The following is a 21273-nucleotide window of genomic DNA, read 5'->3' as shown; positions in this document are numbered from 1 at the left end:
GCCGTGGGGCCGGCCATCGCCAGTCGCGTATCCCGCCTGCGCGGAAGACGTCACTGCCGAGGACCGATCCCCTCCTCATCATTGTTGCAAGGAAAACTCGATGGATGGTAAAACGCCGCCCACCCGGCGGGTGAGCGGCGGAATAAAGTCAGCGGCGCAGACCGAGACGCTGAATCAGCGAACGGTAACGCTCAATGTCGACCGACTGCAGGTACTGCAGAAGGCGCTTGCGGCGACCAACGAGGAGAAGCAGACCACGACGGGTGTGGTGATCGTGCTTGTGATCCTTGAGGTGCTCGGTGAGGTAGTTGATGCGATGCGACAGAAGCGCAATCTGCACCTCGGGCGAGCCGGTGTCACCCTCGCTCAGACCGTATTCCTTAATGATCTCCTGTTTGACGGAGGAATCGTAAGCCACTGGCTCTCCTATCACCTTGTTGCACGGCGCACCGGGGCCTGTTCTCCCGAGCACTTAGAATCCGTGGCCGATAAAGCACGGCCTTTCAAGGCTAGCAGCAGCGTTAGGCGCACGGGTCGCCATGAGCGGCAAGAGTGCTGCGAGTCACGGCAACATCGCGGTGCATCTGCTCGACCAGGGCCTCGATGCCATCGAAGGCAAGCGTCGGCCTAAGCCGCTCGACAAACTCAACCTTTGCTTGCCGATCGTAGAGCTCGTACTCGTGCGAGCCGAGCACGTACGTCTCCACGATCCGGTAAGCAGGGCCCTCTTCGAACGTCGGGTTCGTGCCCACGGAAATGGTCGCGGGAACCCGCTCGAGGAATCGGTCGCCGTCAAGTACCGAAAAGTAGCCCGCGTACACCCCGTCGATCGGGACGGCACCACTCGGGTGGGCACTGAAGTTTGCCGTGGGGAATCCGAGTTCCCGCCCACGCTTAAAGCCATGGCGTACCGTGTCGCGCACCGAGTGCCACCGGCCGAGCATGCGCGCAGCGCCGGGCGTATCACCCGCAAGCAAACTCTTCCGAACGAGAGTCGAGGAGATGCGCTCGCGCCCTCCCGATTCCGCCTCGGTATCCGCATCGAGCTCCTCGACACTCACGACCTGGAAGCCGTACTTCTCGCCGAGTTCGACCATCGTGTGAAAGTCGCCTTCGTTACGGCGCCCGAACCGCGAGTCCTTCCCGAGCACAACTGCACGCGCACGAAGGAGGTCAACAAGGTACTCGCGCACGAACTCCTCAGCGCGCAGCTGCGCAAACTCGAGTGTGAAGTGGACATCGAGCAAATCTTCGACACCCGCTTCGCACACGAGGGCATTTCGATCGTCATACCCCGTGATCAGCATCGGCTCTTCGCTACCGGTCATGACGTGACGGGGATGCGGATGGAAAGTGAGGGCGCGCGGCGCAAGGTCGTGAGCGCTCGCGTACGACACGAGCGAGTCGATGACGCGGCGGTGACCACGGTGAACGCCGTCAAAGTTCCCGATCGTCACCACGCCCGGAGCGAGTTCACGCGGAACCTCATGAGGGTCGCGCCACACGCGCGAGGAGGTCACTTCGTTCACGACAAGCTTTCGTGGGAGGGGATCGAACACATGCCACCTTAACCGATGAACAGCCAGGAGGCTTTGCGGGCTGGGCCGGTAACGTCACCCATGACACACCTCGCATACTTCCTTGCATCTTAAATCTGTCGCGCACATTCGCTACAGTGAACGTTGTCCCCTCTCTACGTGTGAAGGATCGAGCGCATGTCAACCACCCCCGTGACACACACTCCCGCTTCCAAGAAGCACGGTCGAACAGTACTTCTCGTTCTCACGGCCTTGGCTGTCGTCATCGCACTCGTCGCGACCGGCGGCTCGTTCGCGTACGCAAAGCAGTTCGAGGGCAAGGCCCTGCCCGGCACCACGATTGCCGGAGTCGATGTCGCTGGAAAAACGGCCGAGCAAATTCGCACAATCGTCCAGAAAGAGACCACCGGCGTCACTGTCACCGTCGACGCCAACGGCGAGCGCACAACCGTTCCCCTCGAGGAGATCGGTGGGCGCATCGACGTCGATAAGACTGTCGAGAAAGCCCTTTCGCGCGAGTCGAGCATCCCGTCGGTTGTGAGCGCTGCCCTGAGCGGCACGCACTCCATCACGCCCGTTGTCACCGTCGACGAGGAGAAGGCCCGCGCCTACGCCGAGTCCCTCGTTCCCGACAACGAAGTCGAGCCCGTCGATGCGCAGATCGTCCAGGACGACGAGACCAAGGAGTTCTCCGTCGTTGAATCGAAGGCAGGCAAGGGCGTCGACCCCGCCAACTTCGTCAAGGACGTGAAAAAACACGCGCCCGAGCTCAAAGACTTCACCGTGACGCAAGAGTTCACGACCATCGAGCCGCAGCTCAACACCGAAACCGCACAGGCCACGCTCGACAAGCTCGAAACCATGCTCAAGAGCTCCCTCGTCGTGACGGGCCCCGAGGACAAAACCTTCGAGGTCAAGCGCAAGGACCGCCTTAACTTCGTCTCCATCGCCCCGAATGAGGCAGGGGACCATTTTGAGATCACGGTCGATGAAGAGAAGGTCGACGGCTACGTTGGAAAGCTGACTGAAAAGGTCGCAAAGAGCAAAAAGGACGGCCTCGTCGAGGTCGGCGAGGACGGTTCTCGCACCGAAGTCTCCCCCGGCAGGGACGGCATCAAGGTAACGAACGCGAAGGACATCACCCAGAAGCTCACCCACGCGCTCTCCACCGGTGAAAACCTCGACGTTGCCATGACGACCGAGGTTGAAAAAGCCGAGGTGAAGGAAAAGAAGGTCGAGAAGGCGCCCGTCGACCTCTCGAAGGTTCCGGGTGAGCTTCCCTCGTACGCGCCCGCCGAGGCCCACAACGGCGAGAAGTGGATCGACATCAACCTCGCCGACAAGACCGTCACCGCCTACGTCGGCGACAAGGCCGTATTTGGCCCAGTGTCTATCGTCGATGGCGGTAAGGGCACCGAAACCCCCACGGGTGAGTACGAGATCTGGTACCGCACCGAGGTTCAGGACATGGGCTGCACCCCCCGCTACAGCTACTGCTCGCGTAACGTGAAATACAACCAGTTCTTCCACAAGGGCTATGCGCTCCACTCCGCACCGTGGCGCTCGAGCTTCGGCTACTCCGCCTCGCACGGTTGCGTGAACATGCGCGTCAAGGACGCCAAGTGGCTGTTCGAGTGGGCAAGCCTCGGAACGAAGGTCGTCTCGCACCGCTGACAGCGGGGAACCGGCGCGCTTTAGAGACGCGGTATAACGCTCGCACTCTTGAGGAGGCCTCTTTTGGGGGCCGGTTCGACGATTGCCACGAGCTCACCCGTGGGCGGCACGATCGCGGCCGCCGGGTAGGTTTCGGGTTCCGACGCTTGAGGAGCCTCAATCCATTGCCCATACCTGAGCGCTGCAGCTTCGCGCTCGCTCACGGCTCGCAAAGGCAAAAACGACAGGGCCGCTTCGCCCAGCGGCGTGAGGTGCAATCCTCCCGAAGGGGCTTCTGCCGCGCGCGGCGCATCGCGCTCAGGAATTCGCTGGGCGTTGTCCACGGTAAAGTCGCCCACGCGCGTGCGCCGTAAAGCGGTGAGGTGCCCGCCTACTCCGAGGGCAGCGCCGAGGTCGCGTGCAAGCGCACGGATGTAGGTGCCGGAGCTGCAGTCCACGACGCAATCTACGTCGAGGAAGTCTCCTGCCATGCGGAGATCACGAATCTCGAAGCGCTCCACGCGGATGGGGCGCGCGGCGAGTTCGACCTCCTCTCCCCCGCGCACGCGGGCGTAGGAGCGCACGCCGCCCACCTTGATTGCGCTCACGGCGCTCGGGACTTGCTCGATATCTCCCGTAAGGTCACCGATGGCGCTCTCGAGCCTGCTGCGATCCTCCTTCAGTGCACGCAGCTCATGCGCGGGGGCAACGTCGCCAAGCCGCTCACCTTCCGCATCGTCCGTGACGGTCGCATGCCCGAGTCGAATCGTCGCTTCATAGGTCTTATCGAGTCCCACGGCATAGGTGAGCAGCTTTGTGCCGTGCCCTACGCCGAGAAGGAGGAGGCCCGTCGCGGCGGGGTCAAGCGTGCCCGCGTGACCGACCTTGCGCGTATTGAGGTGGTAGCGCACGCGTGCGACAACGTCGTGACTCGTCAGCCCCGCCGGCTTATCGAGGAGGAGGAAACCGTGAGGCCCCTCCCCCGCGCGTTTTTTACTCATCGTCCTCGTCGTCGTCCACGAGATGCTCGCCGGGGACGCGGTAGGGATCGGCGTCACCCGCGAACTGCTTGCCGGCACGTTCGCGTTCAAGCTCGCTGTCGCGGTGGTGCGCTTCGACGAGAAGATCCTCGATCGTTTTCGACGTTTCCGGGATCGTGTCCTCGAAGAACTCGAGAGACGGAGTGAGGCGCGCGGTGATGCCGCGCCCCACAGCGCTCCGCAGCATGCCTTTTGCGGCCTTGAGAGCGGCAGCGGTCCCTGCTCGCTCCTCGTCGCTTCCATAGACGGTGTAGAAAATCGAGGCGTGCTGGCCATCGCCGGTGAGGCGAACATCGGTGACCGTCACGAAACCGAGCCGCGGATCCTTGACTTTTTCATCGAGCGTGCGGGCCACGATCTTCTTAATCTGATCGGCGAGGCGCCGTACGCGGGGATTGTCGTTCATGGGTCTCTCCTTGAGTAATCGGAAGTTTCGACGCGCTACGCCTTGCGCGCAAGCGCGATGTCTCGGTCGATTGACGCATCGACCCGGTGCCTAAAGTTGCTGTCCTCCCCCGCGCTCGTAAGCCCGTGTTCCTGAAGGATAGCGTGCACGTCATCCGCGGAAGTCGTGTGGCGATTGTAGGCCAGAGCCACGGAACCGCCGCGGGCGAGAGTGCGAGTCCACGCAGGCAGGGCATTTCGCAAGAGATCAAGAGGCGAGCGGCTGAGGTGCGCGCCCACCTTCGCACCGTGCTGCACGCCGTAAGGGAGGTCTGCGACGATCACGTCGACGCTGCGGGCTTTGAGAAAGTGATCGAGTCCGGTCGAATCCGCCGTGTAGAACTCGAGGCTCTGGCTGCGCCCCGCGCGCTGATCACTCTTCGAGCGGGCGAGCTCGGCATGAAAGTGCCGCCCGAGCGCTTTCTTATTGATGGTGAGCTTCGTGTCCGACGTCGTGTGCTTGAGTCGATTCTCGCGCATCCACGTTGTGAGGAACGCGCGGTAGAGCTCAGCGTCCTTCTTGTCGAGATCCACGCCCACGGGGCTCAGCCCCCACATGAGCGCCTGGTTGAGCGTGGTTCCGCGGCCGGCGACTGGATCGAGGACGCGCAACGTTCCCTCGCGCAGCGCCTGCGCTTTGCCTGCGGCATGCGCCGCGAGGTGCACAAGAAGCGCCGTGAACTGCTCATTTGTTTTCCCCTGATACTTGAGAGTCGTGAGCAGGGTACTCGGGTAGCGCTCAACGTCCGGAAGCGGAATCGGCTGGAGCAAGGGAAGCGTCGGACTTTCATCCACGTACGTGCGATCGGCCGTTGGGGCGGGCATGCGCCCGACCTCCTCGAAGGCCGCAAACACGTGCGGGCTGTAGGCGAGGGCGAACGCGAGCTCGCGCTGGACTTCGGGGCGTTCCCACGCTTCATCGTCGATGTCGAGGGCGAGGAAATCGAGGCCCGCCTCTCGCACGTCGCTCGTGTCCGTGAGCACGCCGGGAGCACCCTCGTTGAGGACGAACGCAAGTTCGGCTGCAGCGAGACGCGGAGCTTCCAACCCGTACACCCTGTTCGCGCTCGGTGCGATGAGGACATTGACACGCATGTTCTCTCCGTTCATCGTGATGTGCCGCAGCATGCGGGGCAACGGCGGCGAAACGGGCGGCGCCCCGGCCTCAACCGAAGCGCCGCCCGCGCATTATCACCGAAAGGCGATTAGTCCTTCTTCTTTTCGCGCGGCTTCTCGACCATTTCGTAGGTCGTGATGAGGTCGCCTTCCTGGACGTCGTTGAAGCTGCCCAGGTTGATACCGCACTCGTAGCCCTCGCGGACCTCGGTCACGTCGTCCTTGAAGCGACGCAGACCGGCGATCTCGAGGCCCTCTGTAATCACGACGCCCTGGCGCGTGATGCGAGCCTTCGAGCCGCGGTTGATCGTGCCAGACATGACGAGCGAACCCGCGATGTTGCCGAACTTCGAGGAGCGGAAGATCTCGCGAATTTCCGCACTGCCCGTGTCCTTCTCTTCGTACTCGGGCTTGAGCATGCCGAGAAGGGCGTTCTCGATGTCCTCGATCGCGCGGTAGATGACCGAGTAGTACTTGATCTCGACACCTTCACGCTCGGCGTACTCGGCGTTCTGGCCTTCGGCACGCACGTTGAAGCCGATGATGACGGCATCCGAGGCAACGGCGAGGTTGATGTTGTTCATCGTGATCGCACCAACGCCGCGATCGATGATGCGAAGCTGCACATCCTCGCTCACGTCGATGCCGAGCAGCGCCTCTTCGAGGGCTTCGACCGAACCGGAGGCATCGCCCTTGAGGATGAGGTTGAGGGTCTCGATCTTGCCCTCTTCCATTGCCGCCTTGAGATCCTCGAGGCTCATGCGCTTGCGGCGCTTCGACAGCTGCGCGGCGCGCTGGGCTGCCTCGCGCTTCTCGGCGATCTGGCGTGCCATGCGCTCGTCAGCGGCAACGATGAACGAGTCACCGGCGCCGGGGACGGAGCTGAGGCCGAGCACCTGAACGGGTCGCGATGGGCCTGCTTCTTCGAGCTGGTTGCCGTTTTCGTCGATCATGGCGCGCACGCGGCCATGGCCGGTGCCACACACGATCGCATCGCCGACACGCAGGGTTCCCTGCTCGACGAGCACGGTCGCGACAGGGCCGCGGCCACGGTCGAGGCTCGCCTCGATCGCCACACCACGGGCATCCTTGTTCGGGTTTGCCTTGAGTTCGAGGGCAGCATCCGCCGTAAGGAGGACGGCCTCGAGAAGGTCATCGATGTGGAGGTTTTCGCGCGCCGAGACATCGACGAACATCGTGTCGCCGCCGTATTCCTCAGCCACGAGGTTGTACTCGGTGAGCTGGGCACGGATCTTGTCGGGGTTCGCGGATTCCTTATCGATCTTGTTGACGGCCACCACGACGGGCACGTCTGCGGCCTGCGCGTGGTTGAGCGCCTCGATCGTCTGCGGCATCACGCCGTCGTCAGCGGCGACCACGAGGATCGCGATGTCCGTGACTTTGGCGCCACGGGCACGCATGGCGGTGAACGCCTCGTGACCGGGGGTATCGATGAACGTGATGGGGCGCATGTCGCCTTCGTGCTCCACCTGCACCTGGTAGGCACCGATGTGCTGGGTGATGCCGCCGGCTTCGCCCTGGCCCACGTTCGCGCGTCGGATCGCATCGAGAAGGCGGGTCTTACCGTGGTCGACGTGACCCATGACGGTGACAACGGGCGAGCGAGGCTCGAGGTCCTCTTCCGTCTCCTCGGCAAGTTCTCCTTCGAGGTCGATGTCGAACTGCTCGAGAAGCTCGCGCTCCTCGTCCTCGGGAGAAACGATTTGAATCTTGTAACCGAGTTCCTCGCCGAGAAGCTGGAACGTGTCTTCGTCGAGCGACTGGGTTGCCGTCGCCATCTCACCCATCGCAAACAGCACGGTGATGAGCGAGGCGGGGTTGACGTCAATGCGCTCGGCGAAGTCGCTCAGGGTCGCACCACGGCGCAGGCGGATGACGGTATTGCCGTCACCGCGCGGGATCTGCACGCCGCCCGGTGCGGGAGCCTGCATCTGCTCGAATTCCTGGCGCTTTGCGCGCTTCGACTTCCGGCTCTTGGCTGGTTTGCCGCCACGCCCAAAGGCGCCCTGGGTGCCGCCGCGGCGACCGCCGCGACCGCCACCACCGGGGCGACCACCCGGACGGCCGGGAGCGCCACCGGGGCCACCTGGGCCGCCGCCGAAGCCACCGCGGCCACGGCCACCGCGACCCCCGCGGCCACCGTTGCCGCCTGCGGGACGACCTTGGCTCTCGGCCTGCGGCGAGTGCGCAGGCATCATGTTCGGGTTGGGGCGGGGCCCGCGGTTAGACGGACGTGCGTTGCCACGGCCCTCGCGCGAGGGTCGCGAATCTCCGTCGCGACGCTGCGGGCGCGGACCACCCTGCGACTCGCCGCCGGGGCGAGGACCTGGACGACCGCCAGGACGCGGCATGCCCTGGGAGGAGGCAAACGGGTTGTTGCCGGGGCGGCCACCCGGGCGCGGCATCCCCTGCGAGGACGCAAACGGGTTATTGCCGGGACGAGCACCACCGGGGCGCGGGCCGGGGCGGTTAGCGCCGGGCTTGGGAGCGCCACCGGGCCTCGGCGCGGGGGCAGCATCGGCCTTGGGCTTGGCCGCAGGCTTGGGGGCGCCGGGTTTCGGCGCGTTCGAGCGCGCACCGGGTTTGGGTGCTGCGCCGGGCTTTGCCGCGGGCGCATCGGTGCTGGCCTTCTGCTTCGGCGCGGGGCTCTCGGCCTCGGCCTTCGGTGCGGGCTTCGGCTCCGCCTTGGCGGCGCTCGGTTCCGCAGCCTTCTTCGGGGCCGGCTTGCGGGGCGCGGGCTTCTTGGCGGCGGTCTTCGATACCGACGCTTCCTCGCCCTTCTTCTTTCCTGCGTTCGGGAACGCGGCACGCACACGGCGGGCCACGGGCGCCTCGATTGTCGAGGACGCACTGGTCACGAATTCGCCCATGTCATTGAGCTTCGCGAGGACTTCTTTACTTGGCATTCCCAGCTCTTTGGCGAGCTCGTGGACGCGAAGTTTAGCCACAATTCTCCTGTCTCGGCCGCGCCGAGCAGGCGCGGTCCACTAGTTCCTGAGGGTGCTCATTTTCGAGTACTCATCGGATGTCCATTGGTGTTATCCCGCTTCCAAATGTGGTTCGGCACCCCGTGTGGGGTGAGTCATCGCCTCACGCGCCCTCTCGAGAGTTCCCTCCCGTTCGAGAGCCGCGACGTCTACCGGCGCCCGGAAGGAGCGCTGGAAACCGCCGCGTGTGAGAGCGAAAGCAATGCATGCGGGATCCGGATGAACCCAGGCACCGCGCCCGTGGGCGCTCGCGCTCGGGTCAACGGCGAGGCTGAGGGATGTTCCCTGTTCCTCCCGGACCACGCGGATCATCGCGTGGCGTTCGCCGGTTTCCCGGCAACCCACGCACGTGCGAGACGGTCGATGTGCCGCGCGAGAGGGCCGACGTGAGCGCGAGCTCGGTGCGGCGTGATTCTCGGCGATGGCGACAACTTCCCTCTCGAATACGGATGATCAGCCCTTCTAGTCTACCCCCGGCCGGCAAAACGTCGACGAATTGCCGGAGCTGCCGTGCGCACTATCACGTGGGCCACCGGGGGTTCAGCGACCGCTTCTCAGTCCTCCTGGCCCTCGGTGCGAATGTCAATTCGCCAACCCGTGAGCTTCGCGGCGAGGCGCGCGTTCTGCCCTTCCTTGCCGATCGCGAGCGAAAGCTGATTGTCTGGCACAACCGCGCGCACCTGTCGATTGACTTCGTCGGTCACGACGACAGAGGCAACGCGCGCAGGGCTGAGTGCATTACCAACGTACGTCGCGGGGTTGTCATCAAAGTCGACGATGTCGATCTTCTCCCCCTCGAGTTCGTTCATGACGGAGCGCACGCGCGCACCCATGGGACCGATGCACGCTCCCTTCGCATTGACGCCAGCGACGTTCGCGCGAACCGCCATTTTCGTGCGGTGCCCCGACTCTCGCGCGAGCGAAACGATCTCCACGGTGCCGTCGGCGATCTCGGGAACTTCAAGCTCGAAAAGGCGGCGCACGAAGTTCGGGTGGGTGCGCGAAAGCGTAATCGAGGGCCCCTTCGGGCCACGTCGCGCATCGACAACATAGGCGCGGATGCGCTTGCCGTGTGGGTAGCTCTCGCCTGGCACCTGCTCGTGCGGGGGAAGGAGACCTTCAACGTTGCCGAGGTCAACCTGAACCATTCGGGAGTCACGCCCCTGCTGAATGACGCCAGAGACGATGTCATCAGCGCGGCCCGCAAACTCGCCGAGAACAGCCTCGTCTTCGAGCGCGCGAATACGCTGGAAAATCACCTGACGCGCGATCGAAGCAGCAACGCGGCCAAAGCCCTCGGGCGTGTCATCCCACTCTTCAACCTCGCCATCGACATCAACATCGCGAGCGATGACGGTCACCACACCCGTCTTTGAGTCGATCTCAACGCGCGCCTCGCGCGCGGGGTGCGGCGTGTGCTGGTAGGCGGCAAGAAGGGCACTCTCGATCGCCTCGAGGAGAACCTCCATGCTGATCTCGCGTTCGCGTTCGAGCGCGCGAAGCGCTCCCATATCGATATCCATTGCGTGCTCCTTATGATCTGTTCTTCAATTATGTGCGGTGGCTATCCGGGACTAACGAAACTCGAGATGAACCTCGGCCCGGGCGACGTCGGACACGTGCATCCGGTGCGGTCCCGGCGGCACTTTGCCTGCCGGCGCCGCCTTCGCGGCCTTCTTCGGAACGTGAGGCGGTTTCTGCACGTCAAACACGAGCTGTTCGCCCTCAACGTCCTCGAGGCGGCCAAGAAAGGTGCGCCCCGAGGTGTCTTCAACGTCGAGAAGACGGGTGCGGGCGCGCTTAAAGTGGCGAATTTCGGTCAGGGGCCGAAACACGCCCGGGGTCGTGACCTCGAGCGTCGAAGGCCCATCCCCGATAAGCGACGTATCAGCGTCGAGGAGGTCAGAAAGCTCGCGCGACACATCGGTGAGGGCATCGAGATCGGCGCTCCCAATTTCATCTTCGGGAAGATCGACGACGACGTCGAGAAGGGTTGCGGCCCCTCGTGTCTTGACGGTGAGATGCTCGACAACGAGTCCGTGCCCCTCGACGATGGGCGCGAAGGCCTTCGAGAGTGTCTCAACCTGACCGGCCTTAGCGGAGGTGGCGTTCTTCTCCATGGGGCTCCTTTCGCGCGCTTGTCCGTACCCAATAGAGTGGGACACCGAGATCATAATGTGCTGAACATGGTGGCACATCCGGGAACGAGGAGCCGCATGAGGCACGTAACAAAAGGCCTGGCCAGGCGTGGGTTTCTCGCGGGAATCCTCGCGACGCCGCTATTGGCGAGCTGCACGGGGCCCACGCGCATCGCGATCGGCCAGCGCGAAACCTACACACCCCCGCCCCCGGGGATAGACGAGATCTACCGCACGGAACTCCTCACATCTGTGACGGACCTCGCGGGCATTCTCGAGACCGCTCGCCCGCACGAAGATTTCCCGTCGTTCCTGACGTCTGCGCTCGCGACCCACCAGCGAGCACTCCGCACGGGCGCCGAACAGGAGAAAATCGCCTCGGCTGAGGCGAATCGCACCGAAAAGGGGGAATCCGCCCACGAGAGCGCAGCTGCCGGCACGCAGGCCTCCGTCGAGCGCGCCATGCTCGACGCGGCACGCGGCCTCGCGGCCCTGCGCGACCTCTACGCCCACGCGACCATTCAGGTCTCGGGAGACTTCGCGGATCTGTGCGCCGCGGGGAGCGCGTGGACCGAGTGGGCCGCTCTGCGGCTTACCCGCGTCGCGAAAGCTGCCGCCGTCGCGGGCGTCAGTGCGCCCAAGCCCTTTACAGATATGGAACCCAGTCGCGAGGTCCCCGCAATTGACCCACCCGAAGCTGCTGAGACTCACCTCATTGAGACCCCCCTCGAGCGAGCGCAGACCGACGAAAACTTCGCGGCCTACGCCCTCGAGGTCGCAGCCACTCGCGTCAAAGCTGATCAGCGTGAGGCGTACCTCAAGGCGGCCAACGTCCACGCCTCACGCGCTGAGGCGTTCGGCGAGGTCGCCGAACGCCTGGGGCTGCCCCTGGTTGCTCGCGAGGCGGGGTACGCCCTGCCTCGCCCGCTCGATGCGGAAGGGGCCGCGAACCTACGCCTCAAGGTCACCTCTCGCACGCTCGCCAATGCGGTCGAACTCGCGGGGCTGGCACCCTTGAGCGAACGCGCGCCGTTCCTCACGGCAGCCCTCGAGAGCGCAAAGGCACTCGAGGCGCTGCGCGAAACCCTCCCCCCGTTCCCGGGGATCGACGAAGGCGAGAGCTAAATCACCGGCGCCCTAGGCGCGCAGCTCGGCGAGGATCTCCGCGAGAGCCGCCTCAACGGCAACTTCGCGGCTCGCCCCACTGCGGCGATCGCGTACCTCGACAACGCCCTTCTCGAGCCCGCGACCCACGACGACCGTTGTGGGCAGGCCGAGCAGTTCGGCGTCCTTAAATTTCACGCCGGGTGAGACCTTCGGGCGATCGTCGTACAGCACGTCAAAGCCCTCAGCCTCGAGCGCGGCGGCGATCTCCTCGGCCTTGTCGAAGACCTCCTGGTTCTTCCCGGTCGCGAGAATGTGGACGTCGAGCGGTGCAACCGCGCGCGGCCAGGCGAGGCCCTTCTCGTCGTGATTGGTCTCGGCAATCGCGGCGACGGCGCGAGTCACGCCGATGCCGTAGGAGCCCATCGTCACGACCTGCTGCTTGCCGTTCTCGTCAAGAACCTTGAGGCCAAGAGCCTCAGCGTACTTGCGACCGAGTTGGAAGATGTGCCCCATCTCCATGCCGCGCGTCAGGGTGAGCGGACCCGAACCGTCCGGGGACGGATCGCCGTCACGAACCTCGGCGACCTCGGCGAAACCATCGGCCACGAAGTCGCGGCCGGCGACAACCCCGAGCGCATGCGCGCCCTCGCGGTTCGCGCCCGTGACCCAGCTCGTGCCATCCACGGCGCGCGGGTCGAGCAGGAGTCGATAGCCGTTGGCCTCAAGCCCCCATCCCTGCGGCCCGATGTAGCCCTTCTTCACGTTCGGGTACTTAGCGAAGTCCTCGTCAGTGAAGGGACGCACCTCGTTCGGGGCAAGGGCCGTCTCGAGGCGCTTCTCATCTGCCTGGCGATCTCCCGGAATCATGACGAGAAGCGGGGACTCTTCGCCTTCGGGAGTCTTTTCGACATACACGAGTGCCTTGAGGGTATCGGCCGCCTCCCACGCGCGAGAGTCCTCGCGCGGGGCGTTCTCGTTGAGGAATGAGACGAGAGCGTCGATCGTCGTGGCTCTGGGTGTCTCGATCTCGCGTGCGGCGGGGAGTGCTGCGATGGCATCTGCATCGAGGGGCTCTCCGGCGACCGTCGTCACGGCCTCAACATTCGCGGCGTAACCCGCGGGGCTGAGCGCAAACGTATCTTCGCCCACCGGTGTCGGGTGGAGGAATTCTTCGGAGCGGGAGCCGCCCATCGCGCCTGCATCCGCCTTAGCGATGACGATCTCAAGGCCGAGGCGTGCGAAGACCCGCTGGTAGGCCTCGCGCATGATCATGTAGGAACGCTCGAGTCCCTCGTCGTCGATGTCGAAACTGTAGGCGTCCTTCATGATGAACTCGCGAACGCGCAGCAGGCCCGCGCGCGGGCGCGCTTCGTCGCGGTACTTGGTTTGCACCTGGTAAAGCGAAATGGGCAGGTCCTTGTACGACGTGAAGAGGTCTTTCACCGCGAGGGTAAACATTTCCTCGTGAGTGGGGCCGAGGAGCATATCGGCACCCTTGCGATCCGTGAGCCTAAAGAGGTTGTCGCCGTACTCGCTCCAGCGGTTCGTTTCCTCGTAGGGCTCGCGCGGCAAAAGCGCGGGAAAGAGAATCTCGTGGCTGCCGGCGGCATCCATTTCTTCACGCACGATCGTCTCGACCTTGCGCAGGACCTTGAGCCCAAGGGGAAGCCACGTGTAGATTCCCGGGGCCGTGCGGCGAATATAGCCGGCACGGACGAGAAGCTTGTGACTCGCGAACTCGGCTTCGGCCGGGTCCTCTCGAAGCGTGCGGATGAAGCTCGATGACATGCGAAGCATGGGGCGTTGTCCTCCTGGCAACAGGGGTTTCGAGGTGAATTCCTCAGGCCCTCACAGTCTAGTGGGCGCACCGCACACACCCCGCAAAATCCCAGGGCTGAGCGCGTATCGTGGAGTGTCACTCGTCACCACGGGAAGGATGACATGTCTGAGCCGCTCACGCTCTCGGGTATCGCGCCGTCGCCCTCGATGGCGTATTTGCGCGCCCTCATCGGCGAAGGCGAGTCGATTCGCGAAGAGATCGAAGGCGACCCAGACCGCCTTATGCAGGTCGTACGCGAGAAGCTCGAGGGGTTCATGATGCCGTACGAATTCGGCCTCAAGGAGATCCTGACGAAGATCGAAATCCTTTCGGGCGAATGGGATGTGACGACCCCGCACAACCCCATCGAGCACGTAAAAACGCGCGTGAAATCGATGGATTCGCTGCTCGGCAAGCTCGTGCGCACGCAGTGCCCACCCGATCTCGACGAGATCCGCAACCGCATCCGCGACATCGGCGGCGTGCGCATCACATGCAGCTACGTCCAGGACTGCTACCTCGTTGCCCACGCGCTCGCCTCGCAGCCCGACATCACTCTTCTCGAAGAGAAGGACTACATCGCGAACGTCAAGCCGAGCGGTTACCGCTCTCTTCACCTCATTCTCGAGGTTCCCGTGTTTCTCTCGACCCGCACGATCGATGTACCGATCGAGGTACAGATCCGCACGATTGCCATGGACTTTTGGGCGAGCGCCGAACACGAGCTCAAGTACAAGTATCAAGGTGAGCTGCCTGCCGAGATGCGCGAAAAACTCATCGAGATCGCCGCGACTGCCGCGAGCCTCGATGAGCAGATGGGGATCGTGCGCGATCAGATCGAGGGGCCGCCTCTTCCGGGACGCGCAAGCGCCTAGAACAGCACGGTGGCGAGTGCGCCAATCGGCCTGAAGCCCGCACGCTCGTAGGCGCGTCTCGCGCGAACGTTGAAAGAGTTCACGTAGAGGGTGACGCGGGGTGCGTGGTCGCGACGAATGAGCTCTGCTGTGCCCCGCATGAAGGGCGCTGCGAGCCCTTGGCCCCGGTACGCGGGATCAATCCACACGCCGTGTACTTGGGCAACCCCGCCAAAGAGCGCACCGAGATCGGCCTTAAACACAATCCGCTCACCATCGCGCGCGATATACGTCCGACGCTCGCGCAGCAGATACTCGACCCGGTTGCGGTAGCCGCGCCCGCCATCCCCGCGGCAAGGATCAGTGCCCACCTCCTCGCGAAACATCGCGACGGCAGCGGGAAACACCCGGTCCAGGTCGCGGGTGTCAGCCGCCACCACGCCCGTGGAGGGGAGGTCCGACGGTTGCCCGGCGCAATACTCCAGAAGAGGCTGACTCTCGCGCACTTCGCGCTCAGGCGGAAGGCCCTCGCGCATAACCTCCCACATGTGCATCGCGATGCTGCGTTCCGCCACGATCGACGAGTAACGCGTCGAGAGCGCGAGAGCGTGCCGCGATAAGCGCTCGACAGCGTCGAAAGAATCGGGAGCGAGAACGCTAGCGCTCACGCCATGCCACAGAATTCCCCGGATCTCGCTGCCGCGCGTGAGCACCGCAAACTCGGAGCCGCTGCGACCAACCGCCGCAAGTTCCTCGAACCGAGCGGAGGCGAGCGTGCTCACGTGCGCTTCGCTCTGCATCGCTTCACGAGCAGGACCGAGCCACTGCCCTTGCAGGGGGCTGATGTCTGCGGGGCGCCTGCGCCACAGATTCGACAGGACACTCACCTGAAAAGGGTCACCGGCTTCACGATATCGGCGTAGATCAACAGGATGCTCATGAGAATGAAGGCGATCGCGATGACATTCGTGACGGGCAGCATGCGCGAGGCATCGACGGGTCCGGGATCCGCCTTCCCTCGCAACTTGGCGAGGCGCCGCCGCGCCGCTTCGTAGAGGGCCGCCGCGACGTGGCCGCCATCCAGCGGCATGAGCGGCACAAGGTTGAAGACGAAAAGCGCCATGTTGAGCGAGCCGAGCATCGACAGGAACGTCCACGTTTTCTCCTTGAGGGAGAATCCGGGCGAGTCCTGCGACACGATCTCGCCGGCGAGCCTGCTCACGCCCACGACCCCCATCGGGCCATTCGGATCGCGTTCTTCGCTGCTCAACACTGCCTTGCCGATTTCCCACACGCGCACGGGAAGGGTCACGACGACTTTGCCGGTCCCCACGAATTGGTCCCATACGGCACCGGGAACCTCCGTCAGAGGCCGCGGGGTGAGCTCCTGTGTGCCGGTCACACCGAGAAAACCAGCTTCAACGGTCGCGTAGGAACCGTCGGCATTCTTAATCGGCTCACCCGAGTCATCGCGTGCGACGACCGTGTTCGCGACTGGAGTTGCCGTCACGGTCATTGCTTGACCGTCGCGTACGAGCCCGATGTCGACTTCGTCGTCAGGGTGCTTCCTAATCACCGTGCTCATCTCGTGAAAGTTCGCGACTCGAGTCCCGTCGACCGAGGTGATCACGTCCCCGGGTTTGATCCCCGCGGCGAAGGCGGGTGCTTCGGGCATGCCCTCGCACGACACATCTGCGGGTGCATTTGCGGGCACGACGCACTGCGAGACGGCAGCGACTTTCGCCGTCACGTTCGGCAGGCCGAAGCCGCTCAGGACGATCGCGGTGAGGACGATCGCGATCAGGAGATTCATCGTGGGGCCACCGAGCATAACGACGAGCTTTTTCGGCACGCTCAAGGCGACGAAGGTGCGGTGACGATCCTCAGCCGAGTACTGGCTCGAGTCCCACTGCTTGGCTTCCTCGCTCATCTGCTGAAAGAACCCCGTCGAATCCTCGCGGATAACGTCGGGGTCCTCGCCCTTGTGAGGCGGGAACATGCCGATCATGCGGATGTAACCGCCTAGCGGAATCGCCTTGATGCCGTATTCGGTCTCCCCTTTCACGCGCGAGAACAGCGTGGGACCGAAACCGATCATGTACTGGGTCACGCGCACGCCGAAGCGCTTCGCGGGAACGAGATGGCCGATCTCGTGAAGGGCGATCGAGAGCCCGAGCCCGACAACCATCAAGAGGACGCCGAGCGCGTAGAAAAGGGGCATCACGGAACGGAAGCCATCACGTCGGCAACGTGATCGAGGTACACATCAACGACGGCCTCCTGATAGCCCTCGGCGCCTTTACGGGCGCGGAACGCTGCTCGACGCACGTCATCGACGCTCATCGCGAAGCCGTCCGTGAAATAGGCGTGGAGCTGATCGCACAGGGCATCGACGTCTTCGCGATCGTAGGCCCGTTCGCCCTGGCCAGCAGGGCGGAAACGCTCGCCCGCGGGGCGAGAGAGGCGCTCCTGGAGAACCTCCGCGCGCTCCGTGAGCGCCGCGATCCATGCCTCTTCACCATCGCGCTCGATTGCTTCATCGCGGTACTGGAGCGCAAACGCATCCGAGAGGCGATCAAGGGCCTCGTCGACGGCGAGCATGTCGTAGCCGCCACGCTCGGTTGAAAACTTCGCGGTGATCACATCGGCTGGTTGGAAGGAGCCGTCGCGGCCCTCGTACGCGGCACGCGCGCGCAGCAGGAAGTCATCGACCTCCTCGACGTTGTAGCCAAAGGTGAAACGTCCGGCACGCTTAAAAGCCGTACTCATCTACTTGCTCCCTCCCTCGACGGGGATGCTCACGCGACATAACCGGGGCGCTCAATAGATCGCCCTTGCACCACTGTAATGCTTGGATACGCGAAAGGCCGGCAAGCGCCGGCCCCGAAATCATGCGCCGGTACCGCGCGCGATTTCCTCAACCCTCGCCACGCGAGCCTCACGGTCCTCGCGGCGCGCATCAGTTTCCACGACGGTCGCGGCAAGCTGCCCGCACGCACCGTCGATATCGCTACCGCGTGTATCCCGAATCGTCGCGGAAATTCCGTGTTCACGCAGTGTTTCCACGAACGTGCGCTCTACCCACGGATCCGAGGCCGTCCACTTCGATCCCTTGACCGGGTTGAGCGGGATTGGATTGACGTGCACCCAGTGGGCGCCCCCGCGCGCGATGAGACGCTTGGCGAGGAGCTCCGCACGCTCGGCCTGGTCGTTGATATCGCGAATGAGTGCGTACTCGATCGACACGCGCCTTCCGGTCGCCTCGAAGTACTCCCACGCCGCATCAAGAATGTCGTCGACGTCGAAACGTTGATTGATGGGAACGAGCTCGTTGCGAAGCTCGTCGTCGGGCGCGTGGAGCGACACGGCGAGCGTCACGGGAATCTCTTCCTTGATGAGCTTTCGCACGGCAGGAGCAAGCCCCACCGTCGACACGGTAATGTGCCGTGCTCCCATCCCAAACCCCTCGGGCGCGGGGGCGTTGAGTCTCTGGCACGTCGTTGCGACGGCACGGTAGTTCGCGAGCGGCTCCCCCATGCCCATAAAAACGATGTTCGTGACGCGGCCTTCACCACCGGGGATCTCACCACGCGTAAGCAGAAGGTTCGCGATGCGCACCTGTTCGAGGATCTCCGCTGCCGAAAGGTTCCTCGTGAGGCCCATCTGGCCAGTCGCACAAAACGGGCAGTTCATGCCGCAGCCGGCCTCGGAGGAAATGCACAGCGTTACGCGGTTCGAATAGCGCATGAGGACGGACTCGACGAGCGAGCCGTCGAAAAGGCGCCACAGGAACTTCTGGGTCATGCCCTGATCTGCGCTCTGCTGCGAGACCTTTGTGAGGAGCGTTGGGAAGAACCGCTCGACGAGGGCTGAACGGTCCCCCTTCGGGAGGTCGGTCATGTCGTCAGGGTCGGTCGTGAAATGCTCGAAATAGCGCTTCGACAGCTGCTTTGCGCGAAAGGCGGGAAGCCCCATGTCCTTCACGGCTTCGGCACGCTCGTCGAGAGTGAGATCCGCGAGGTGTGCGGGCGGCTTCCCCCTGCGGGTCGGCCGCAGCTGAAGCTGACCGGGGGCGAGCCTTACGGGCTCGCCCTTGACGACCTCGCGCGAAAGATCCTTCGCAACATCGAGCTTGGGCGTGGGATTCTCAACCACTGATGGCCTCCACAATTGCGAGAAGAATGTACACGGTCGGGGCGGTGAGAAGCATCGAATCGAGGCGGTCCATCATGCCGCCGTGCCCCGGAAGCAGCTGCCCCATGTCTTTAATGCGCAGGTCGCGCTTGAGCAGGGACTCGCTCAAGTCCCCGATGGTGGACACGACCACCATGACCGCGCCAAACGCGAGACCCCACCCGAAGCCAATATCGGGGAGCCACACGTGACCGATGAGGCCCGCAGCGGCGATACCACCCACGAGAGAGCCCACAAAGCCCTCCCACGACTTCTTCGGGCTGATGCTCGGAGCCATCGGATGCTTGCCAAACAGGACCCCTACGGCGTAGCCGCACGTGTCGTTCATGATGGGAACCACGAGGGCAAACATGACCTTGTTCGCGCCGTTCGGCTGCGCCATGAGAAGGATCGTGAAGCTCGCCATAAACGGCACCCACAAAAGCGCGAAGATGCCCGCTACCGTGTCCCGCAGCGCCATGAGGCCCGTCGCCTCCGTCGTGCGCCACATGATGAGCACAATTGCTCCCACGATCGTGGACACGAGAAGCCCCGAGGCACCGTACTGCCACGCCGACACCACCACGCCAACGCTCGCGACAAGCAGCGGGATCGAGGGAACGCGCAGGCGCGCACCCTCGAGGGCGTTCGCAACCTCGAGGGTCGCGATGACGACCGCGATGGCAACCACGGGCGTGAACAGAGCCGGGAGCACATATATGCACCCGTATAAAAGCGCCACGAGAGCAAGCCCGACGGCGATCGCGGCGGGAAGGTTCCGCCCGGCTCGGGGCGTGCGCGCATGTGTCGCAGCGGGCAGCTCGGAAACCTCGGCGACGAGCCGCTCTTCGCTCGCGAGCGCCTCGGAGACCGCAAGCGGAACCTCGGGCGAAGTGCTTTCCGATACGGCAACGGCCGTGCCCGGCTCATTGCCAGGCACGGCGCGTCGACGACCGTGGCGTGTATTCACGAAAGATGAGGGAAAGGCCGCTCAGACGGTGAGCAGCTCTTCTTCTTTCGCTTCGAGTGCGACATCCACCTGCTCGGTGTACTTCTTCGTGAGAGCCTCGAGCTCCTTCTCAGCGCGGGTGCCCTCGTCCTCGCCGATCTCCTTGTCCTTCACGAGCTTCTCGATGGCCTTCTTCGCGTGCGCACGCGAGCCGCGGATCGCGATGCGGCCATCCTCGGCCTTGGTCTTGGCAAGCTTCGTGTAGTCCTTGCGGCGCTCTTCGGTCAGTGCGGGCAGAACAATGCGCAGGTTGTCGCCATTATTCGTGGGGTTCACGCCAAGATCCGATTCGCGAAGCGCCTCTTCGATCTGTGCCATCGCACCCTTGTCGTAAGGCGTCACAATCACGGTACGGGCCTCGGGGAACTGGAACGCCGCGAGCTGATTGAGCGGCGTCGGGGTGCCGTAGTAGTCAGCGGTGAGGCCATGGAACATCGCAGCGCTTGCGCGCCCCGTGCGGATCGCGGTGAACTCCTCCTTCGTCACCTCGACCGACTTTGCCATCTTCTCGCCGGCTTCTTTAAGGATGCTTCCGGTGTCCTCGCTCATGCCTCTCGGTTCCTTCCGATTAATTAAACATCTCGCCTGGTAAGGCTATCTTAGTCGCCCGTAACGACGGTGCCGATGCGGTCGCCGCACATCGCCTTCGTGATGTTGCCGGGCACATCAAGACCGAAGACCATCATCTGCTGTTTGTTGTCCATACACAGGCTAAACGCGGTCGAATCAACGACGCGCAGCCCCTTGCTCAGCGCCTCCCGATACGTGAGGTGCTCGAGCTTGGTCGCGTTCGGGTCCGTCTTCGGGTCAGCCGTGTACACGCCGTCCACGCCGTTCTTCGCCATGAGCACTTCGTGGCAGCCGATCTCGAGTGCTCGCTGCACGGCGACAGTATCGGTCGAGAAGTACGGCATGCCCGCGCCCGCGCCGAAGATCACGGCGCGGCCCTTTTCAAGGTGGCGCACGGCGCGAAGCGGGAGGTAGGGCTCGGCGACCTGCCCCATCGTAATGGCGGTCTGCACGCGCGTGGACGTGCCGGCCTGCTCGAGGAAGTCCTGAAGTGCAAGGCAGTTCATGACGGTGCCGAGCATCCCCATGTAGTCGGCGCGACGGCGATCCATGCCTCGCTGGCTCAGTTCAGCACCGCGGAAGAAGTTGCCGCCACCCACGACGATCGCGCATTCAACACCCGCGGCAACCCCCGCGGAAATCTCCCGAGCGATGCGCGAGACCACATCGGGATCGACGCCCACGCGGCCTCCACCGAAGGCTTCACCAGAGAGTTTGAGGAGCACGCGGCGCGAGCCCTCTTTCGGTTCAATGACGGGAATCGACGACGTGATGGGGTCGGGGTCGGTGCTCATCAACATTCCT

General features: G+C 64.0%; 20 protein-coding genes. 3 read left to right on the top strand and 17 right to left on the bottom strand.

Features of this window, described 5'->3' with window-relative positions; all coding sequences use genetic code 11:
- Positions 1–148: 148 nt before the first annotated feature.
- Positions 149–418 (bottom strand): 30S ribosomal protein S15, encoded by a 270-nt coding sequence (gene rpsO, locus DEHOM01_RS06680; protein ID WP_016663029.1) that lies wholly within the window; start codon positions 416–418, stop codon positions 149–151.
- A gap of 103 nt (positions 419–521) precedes the next feature.
- Positions 522–1529 (bottom strand): bifunctional riboflavin kinase/FAD synthetase, encoded by a 1008-nt coding sequence (locus DEHOM01_RS06675; RefSeq protein WP_245630674.1) that lies wholly within the window; start codon positions 1527–1529, stop codon positions 522–524.
- Between the two features lie 186 nt (positions 1530–1715).
- Here DEHOM01_RS06675 and DEHOM01_RS06670 point away from each other — a divergent pair, with 186 nt between their 5' ends.
- Positions 1716–3212 (top strand): L,D-transpeptidase family protein, encoded by a 1497-nt coding sequence (locus DEHOM01_RS06670; protein ID WP_061212054.1) that lies wholly within the window; start codon positions 1716–1718, stop codon positions 3210–3212.
- A gap of 20 nt (positions 3213–3232) precedes the next feature.
- Here DEHOM01_RS06670 and truB read toward each other — a convergent pair whose 3' ends face one another.
- The 7 genes from truB to rimP form a co-directional block, all read right to left on the bottom strand.
- Positions 3233–4192: a tRNA pseudouridine(55) synthase TruB gene (truB, locus tag DEHOM01_RS06665; protein WP_061212053.1), complete on the bottom strand. Its 960-nt coding sequence runs from the start codon at positions 4190–4192 to the stop codon at positions 3233–3235.
- Positions 4185–4637 carry a 30S ribosome-binding factor RbfA gene (gene rbfA, locus DEHOM01_RS06660; protein ID WP_016663033.1) on the bottom strand — a complete coding sequence of 151 codons (453 nt, stop codon included), beginning with the start codon at positions 4635–4637 and terminating at the stop codon, positions 4185–4187. Before rbfA ends, truB begins: the two co-directional genes overlap by 8 nt.
- 35 nt (positions 4638–4672) lie before the next feature.
- Positions 4673–5770, bottom strand: a complete 1098-nt coding sequence (locus DEHOM01_RS06655; RefSeq protein ID WP_167346656.1) for a TRM11 family SAM-dependent methyltransferase — start codon at positions 5768–5770, stop codon at positions 4673–4675.
- Positions 5771–5880: 110 nt separating this feature from the next.
- Positions 5881–8760, bottom strand: a complete 2880-nt coding sequence (infB, locus tag DEHOM01_RS06650; RefSeq protein ID WP_061212051.1) for a translation initiation factor IF-2 — start codon at positions 8758–8760, stop codon at positions 5881–5883.
- Positions 8761–8850: 90 nt separating this feature from the next.
- Positions 8851–9144: a YlxR family protein gene (locus DEHOM01_RS09790; RefSeq protein WP_226998125.1), complete on the bottom strand. Its 294-nt coding sequence runs from the start codon at positions 9142–9144 to the stop codon at positions 8851–8853.
- A gap of 209 nt (positions 9145–9353) precedes the next feature.
- On the bottom strand, positions 9354–10322 hold the full coding sequence (gene nusA / locus DEHOM01_RS06640) for a transcription termination factor NusA (RefSeq protein ID WP_016663036.1): 969 nt from the start codon (positions 10320–10322) through the stop codon (positions 9354–9356).
- Positions 10323–10373: 51 nt separating this feature from the next.
- Positions 10374–10919, bottom strand: a complete 546-nt coding sequence (rimP, locus tag DEHOM01_RS09970) for a ribosome maturation factor RimP (protein WP_061212050.1) — start codon at positions 10917–10919, stop codon at positions 10374–10376.
- 96 nt (positions 10920–11015) lie between these two features.
- On the opposite strand from rimP, the gene DEHOM01_RS09785 reads away from it, so the two are divergent.
- Positions 11016–12062 (top strand): DUF4439 domain-containing protein, encoded by a 1047-nt coding sequence (locus DEHOM01_RS09785; protein WP_061212049.1) that lies wholly within the window; start codon positions 11016–11018, stop codon positions 12060–12062.
- 12 nt (positions 12063–12074) lie between these two features.
- Here DEHOM01_RS09785 and DEHOM01_RS06625 read toward each other — a convergent pair whose 3' ends face one another.
- Positions 12075–13841 (bottom strand): proline--tRNA ligase, encoded by a 1767-nt coding sequence (locus tag DEHOM01_RS06625; RefSeq protein ID WP_061212048.1) that lies wholly within the window; start codon positions 13839–13841, stop codon positions 12075–12077.
- A 144-nt stretch (positions 13842–13985) separates the two neighbouring features.
- Here DEHOM01_RS06625 and DEHOM01_RS06620 point away from each other — a divergent pair, with 144 nt between their 5' ends.
- The gene (locus tag DEHOM01_RS06620; protein WP_016663040.1) at positions 13986–14738 is read left to right on the top strand and encodes a GTP pyrophosphokinase; all 753 of its coding nucleotides are present in this window, start codon (positions 13986–13988) and stop codon (positions 14736–14738) included.
- On the opposite strand, the gene DEHOM01_RS06615 is transcribed toward DEHOM01_RS06620, so the two are convergent.
- From DEHOM01_RS06615 to pyrH, 7 genes are all read right to left on the bottom strand, one after another.
- Positions 14735–15604, bottom strand: coding sequence for a GNAT family N-acetyltransferase (locus tag DEHOM01_RS06615; protein WP_016663041.1), 870 nt, complete (start codon positions 15602–15604; stop codon positions 14735–14737). The two genes, DEHOM01_RS06620 and DEHOM01_RS06615, sit on opposite strands and share 4 nt — an antisense overlap.
- On the bottom strand, positions 15601–16938 hold the full coding sequence (locus DEHOM01_RS06610) for a M50 family metallopeptidase (protein WP_061212076.1): 1338 nt from the start codon (positions 16936–16938) through the stop codon (positions 15601–15603). Before DEHOM01_RS06610 ends, DEHOM01_RS06615 begins: the two co-directional genes overlap by 4 nt.
- The gene (locus DEHOM01_RS06605) at positions 16938–17486 is read right to left on the bottom strand and encodes a DivIVA domain-containing protein (RefSeq protein ID WP_016663043.1); all 549 of its coding nucleotides are present in this window, start codon (positions 17484–17486) and stop codon (positions 16938–16940) included. Before DEHOM01_RS06605 ends, DEHOM01_RS06610 begins: the two co-directional genes overlap by 1 nt.
- 120 nt (positions 17487–17606) lie before the next feature.
- On the bottom strand, positions 17607–18872 hold the full coding sequence (rlmN, locus tag DEHOM01_RS06600; protein ID WP_061212047.1) for a dual-specificity RNA methyltransferase RlmN: 1266 nt from the start codon (positions 18870–18872) through the stop codon (positions 17607–17609).
- Entirely contained in the window at positions 18865–19860 is a 996-nt protein-coding gene (locus DEHOM01_RS06595) for a phosphatidate cytidylyltransferase (protein WP_245630673.1), read from the bottom strand. The genes rlmN and DEHOM01_RS06595 overlap by 8 nt, the downstream gene beginning before the upstream one ends.
- 21 nt (positions 19861–19881) lie before the next feature.
- Positions 19882–20448 carry a ribosome recycling factor gene (gene frr, locus DEHOM01_RS06590; RefSeq protein WP_016663046.1) on the bottom strand — a complete coding sequence of 189 codons (567 nt, stop codon included), beginning with the start codon at positions 20446–20448 and terminating at the stop codon, positions 19882–19884.
- Positions 20449–20498: 50 nt separating this feature from the next.
- A complete protein-coding gene (gene pyrH, locus DEHOM01_RS06585; protein WP_061212045.1) occupies positions 20499–21263 on the bottom strand; it encodes a UMP kinase in 765 nt (254 codons plus the stop codon).
- Positions 21264–21273: the final 10 nt, after the last annotated feature.

The sequence above is a fragment of the Dermabacter hominis NBRC 106157 genome (genome assembly GCF_001570785.1).
GTDB classification, from domain to species: domain Bacteria; phylum Actinomycetota; class Actinomycetes; order Actinomycetales; family Dermabacteraceae; genus Dermabacter; species Dermabacter hominis.
The sequence above is the reverse complement of the archived record's forward strand: the minus strand, read 5'-3'. Positions and strand labels throughout refer to the sequence as shown.

Excerpts from the sequence above, each read along its gene's own strand:
- DEHOM01_RS06670 (WP_061212054.1), top strand. The coding sequence starts at position 1,716 with ATGTCAACCACCCCCGTGACACACACTCCCGCTTCCAAGAAGCACGGT.
- truB (WP_061212053.1), bottom strand. The coding sequence starts at position 4,192 with ATGAGTAAAAAACGCGCGGGGGAGGGGCCTCACGGTTTCCTCCTCCTC.
- rbfA (WP_016663033.1), bottom strand. The coding sequence starts at position 4,637 with ATGAACGACAATCCCCGCGTACGGCGCCTCGCCGATCAGATTAAGAAG.
- DEHOM01_RS06655 (WP_167346656.1), bottom strand. The coding sequence starts at position 5,770 with ATGCGTGTCAATGTCCTCATCGCACCGAGCGCGAACAGGGTGTACGGG.
- nusA (WP_016663036.1), bottom strand. The coding sequence starts at position 10,322 with ATGGATATCGATATGGGAGCGCTTCGCGCGCTCGAACGCGAACGCGAG.
- rimP (WP_061212050.1), bottom strand. The coding sequence starts at position 10,919 with ATGGAGAAGAACGCCACCTCCGCTAAGGCCGGTCAGGTTGAGACACTC.
- DEHOM01_RS09785 (WP_061212049.1), top strand. The coding sequence starts at position 11,016 with ATGAGGCACGTAACAAAAGGCCTGGCCAGGCGTGGGTTTCTCGCGGGA.
- DEHOM01_RS06625 (WP_061212048.1), bottom strand. The coding sequence starts at position 13,841 with ATGCTTCGCATGTCATCGAGCTTCATCCGCACGCTTCGAGAGGACCCG.
- DEHOM01_RS06620 (WP_016663040.1), top strand. The coding sequence starts at position 13,986 with ATGTCTGAGCCGCTCACGCTCTCGGGTATCGCGCCGTCGCCCTCGATG.
- DEHOM01_RS06610 (WP_061212076.1), bottom strand. The coding sequence starts at position 16,938 with ATGCCCCTTTTCTACGCGCTCGGCGTCCTCTTGATGGTTGTCGGGCTC.
- DEHOM01_RS06605 (WP_016663043.1), bottom strand. The coding sequence starts at position 17,486 with ATGAGTACGGCTTTTAAGCGTGCCGGACGTTTCACCTTTGGCTACAAC.
- frr (WP_016663046.1), bottom strand. The coding sequence starts at position 20,448 with ATGAGCGAGGACACCGGAAGCATCCTTAAAGAAGCCGGCGAGAAGATG.
- pyrH (WP_061212045.1), bottom strand. The coding sequence starts at position 21,263 with ATGAGCACCGACCCCGACCCCATCACGTCGTCGATTCCCGTCATTGAA.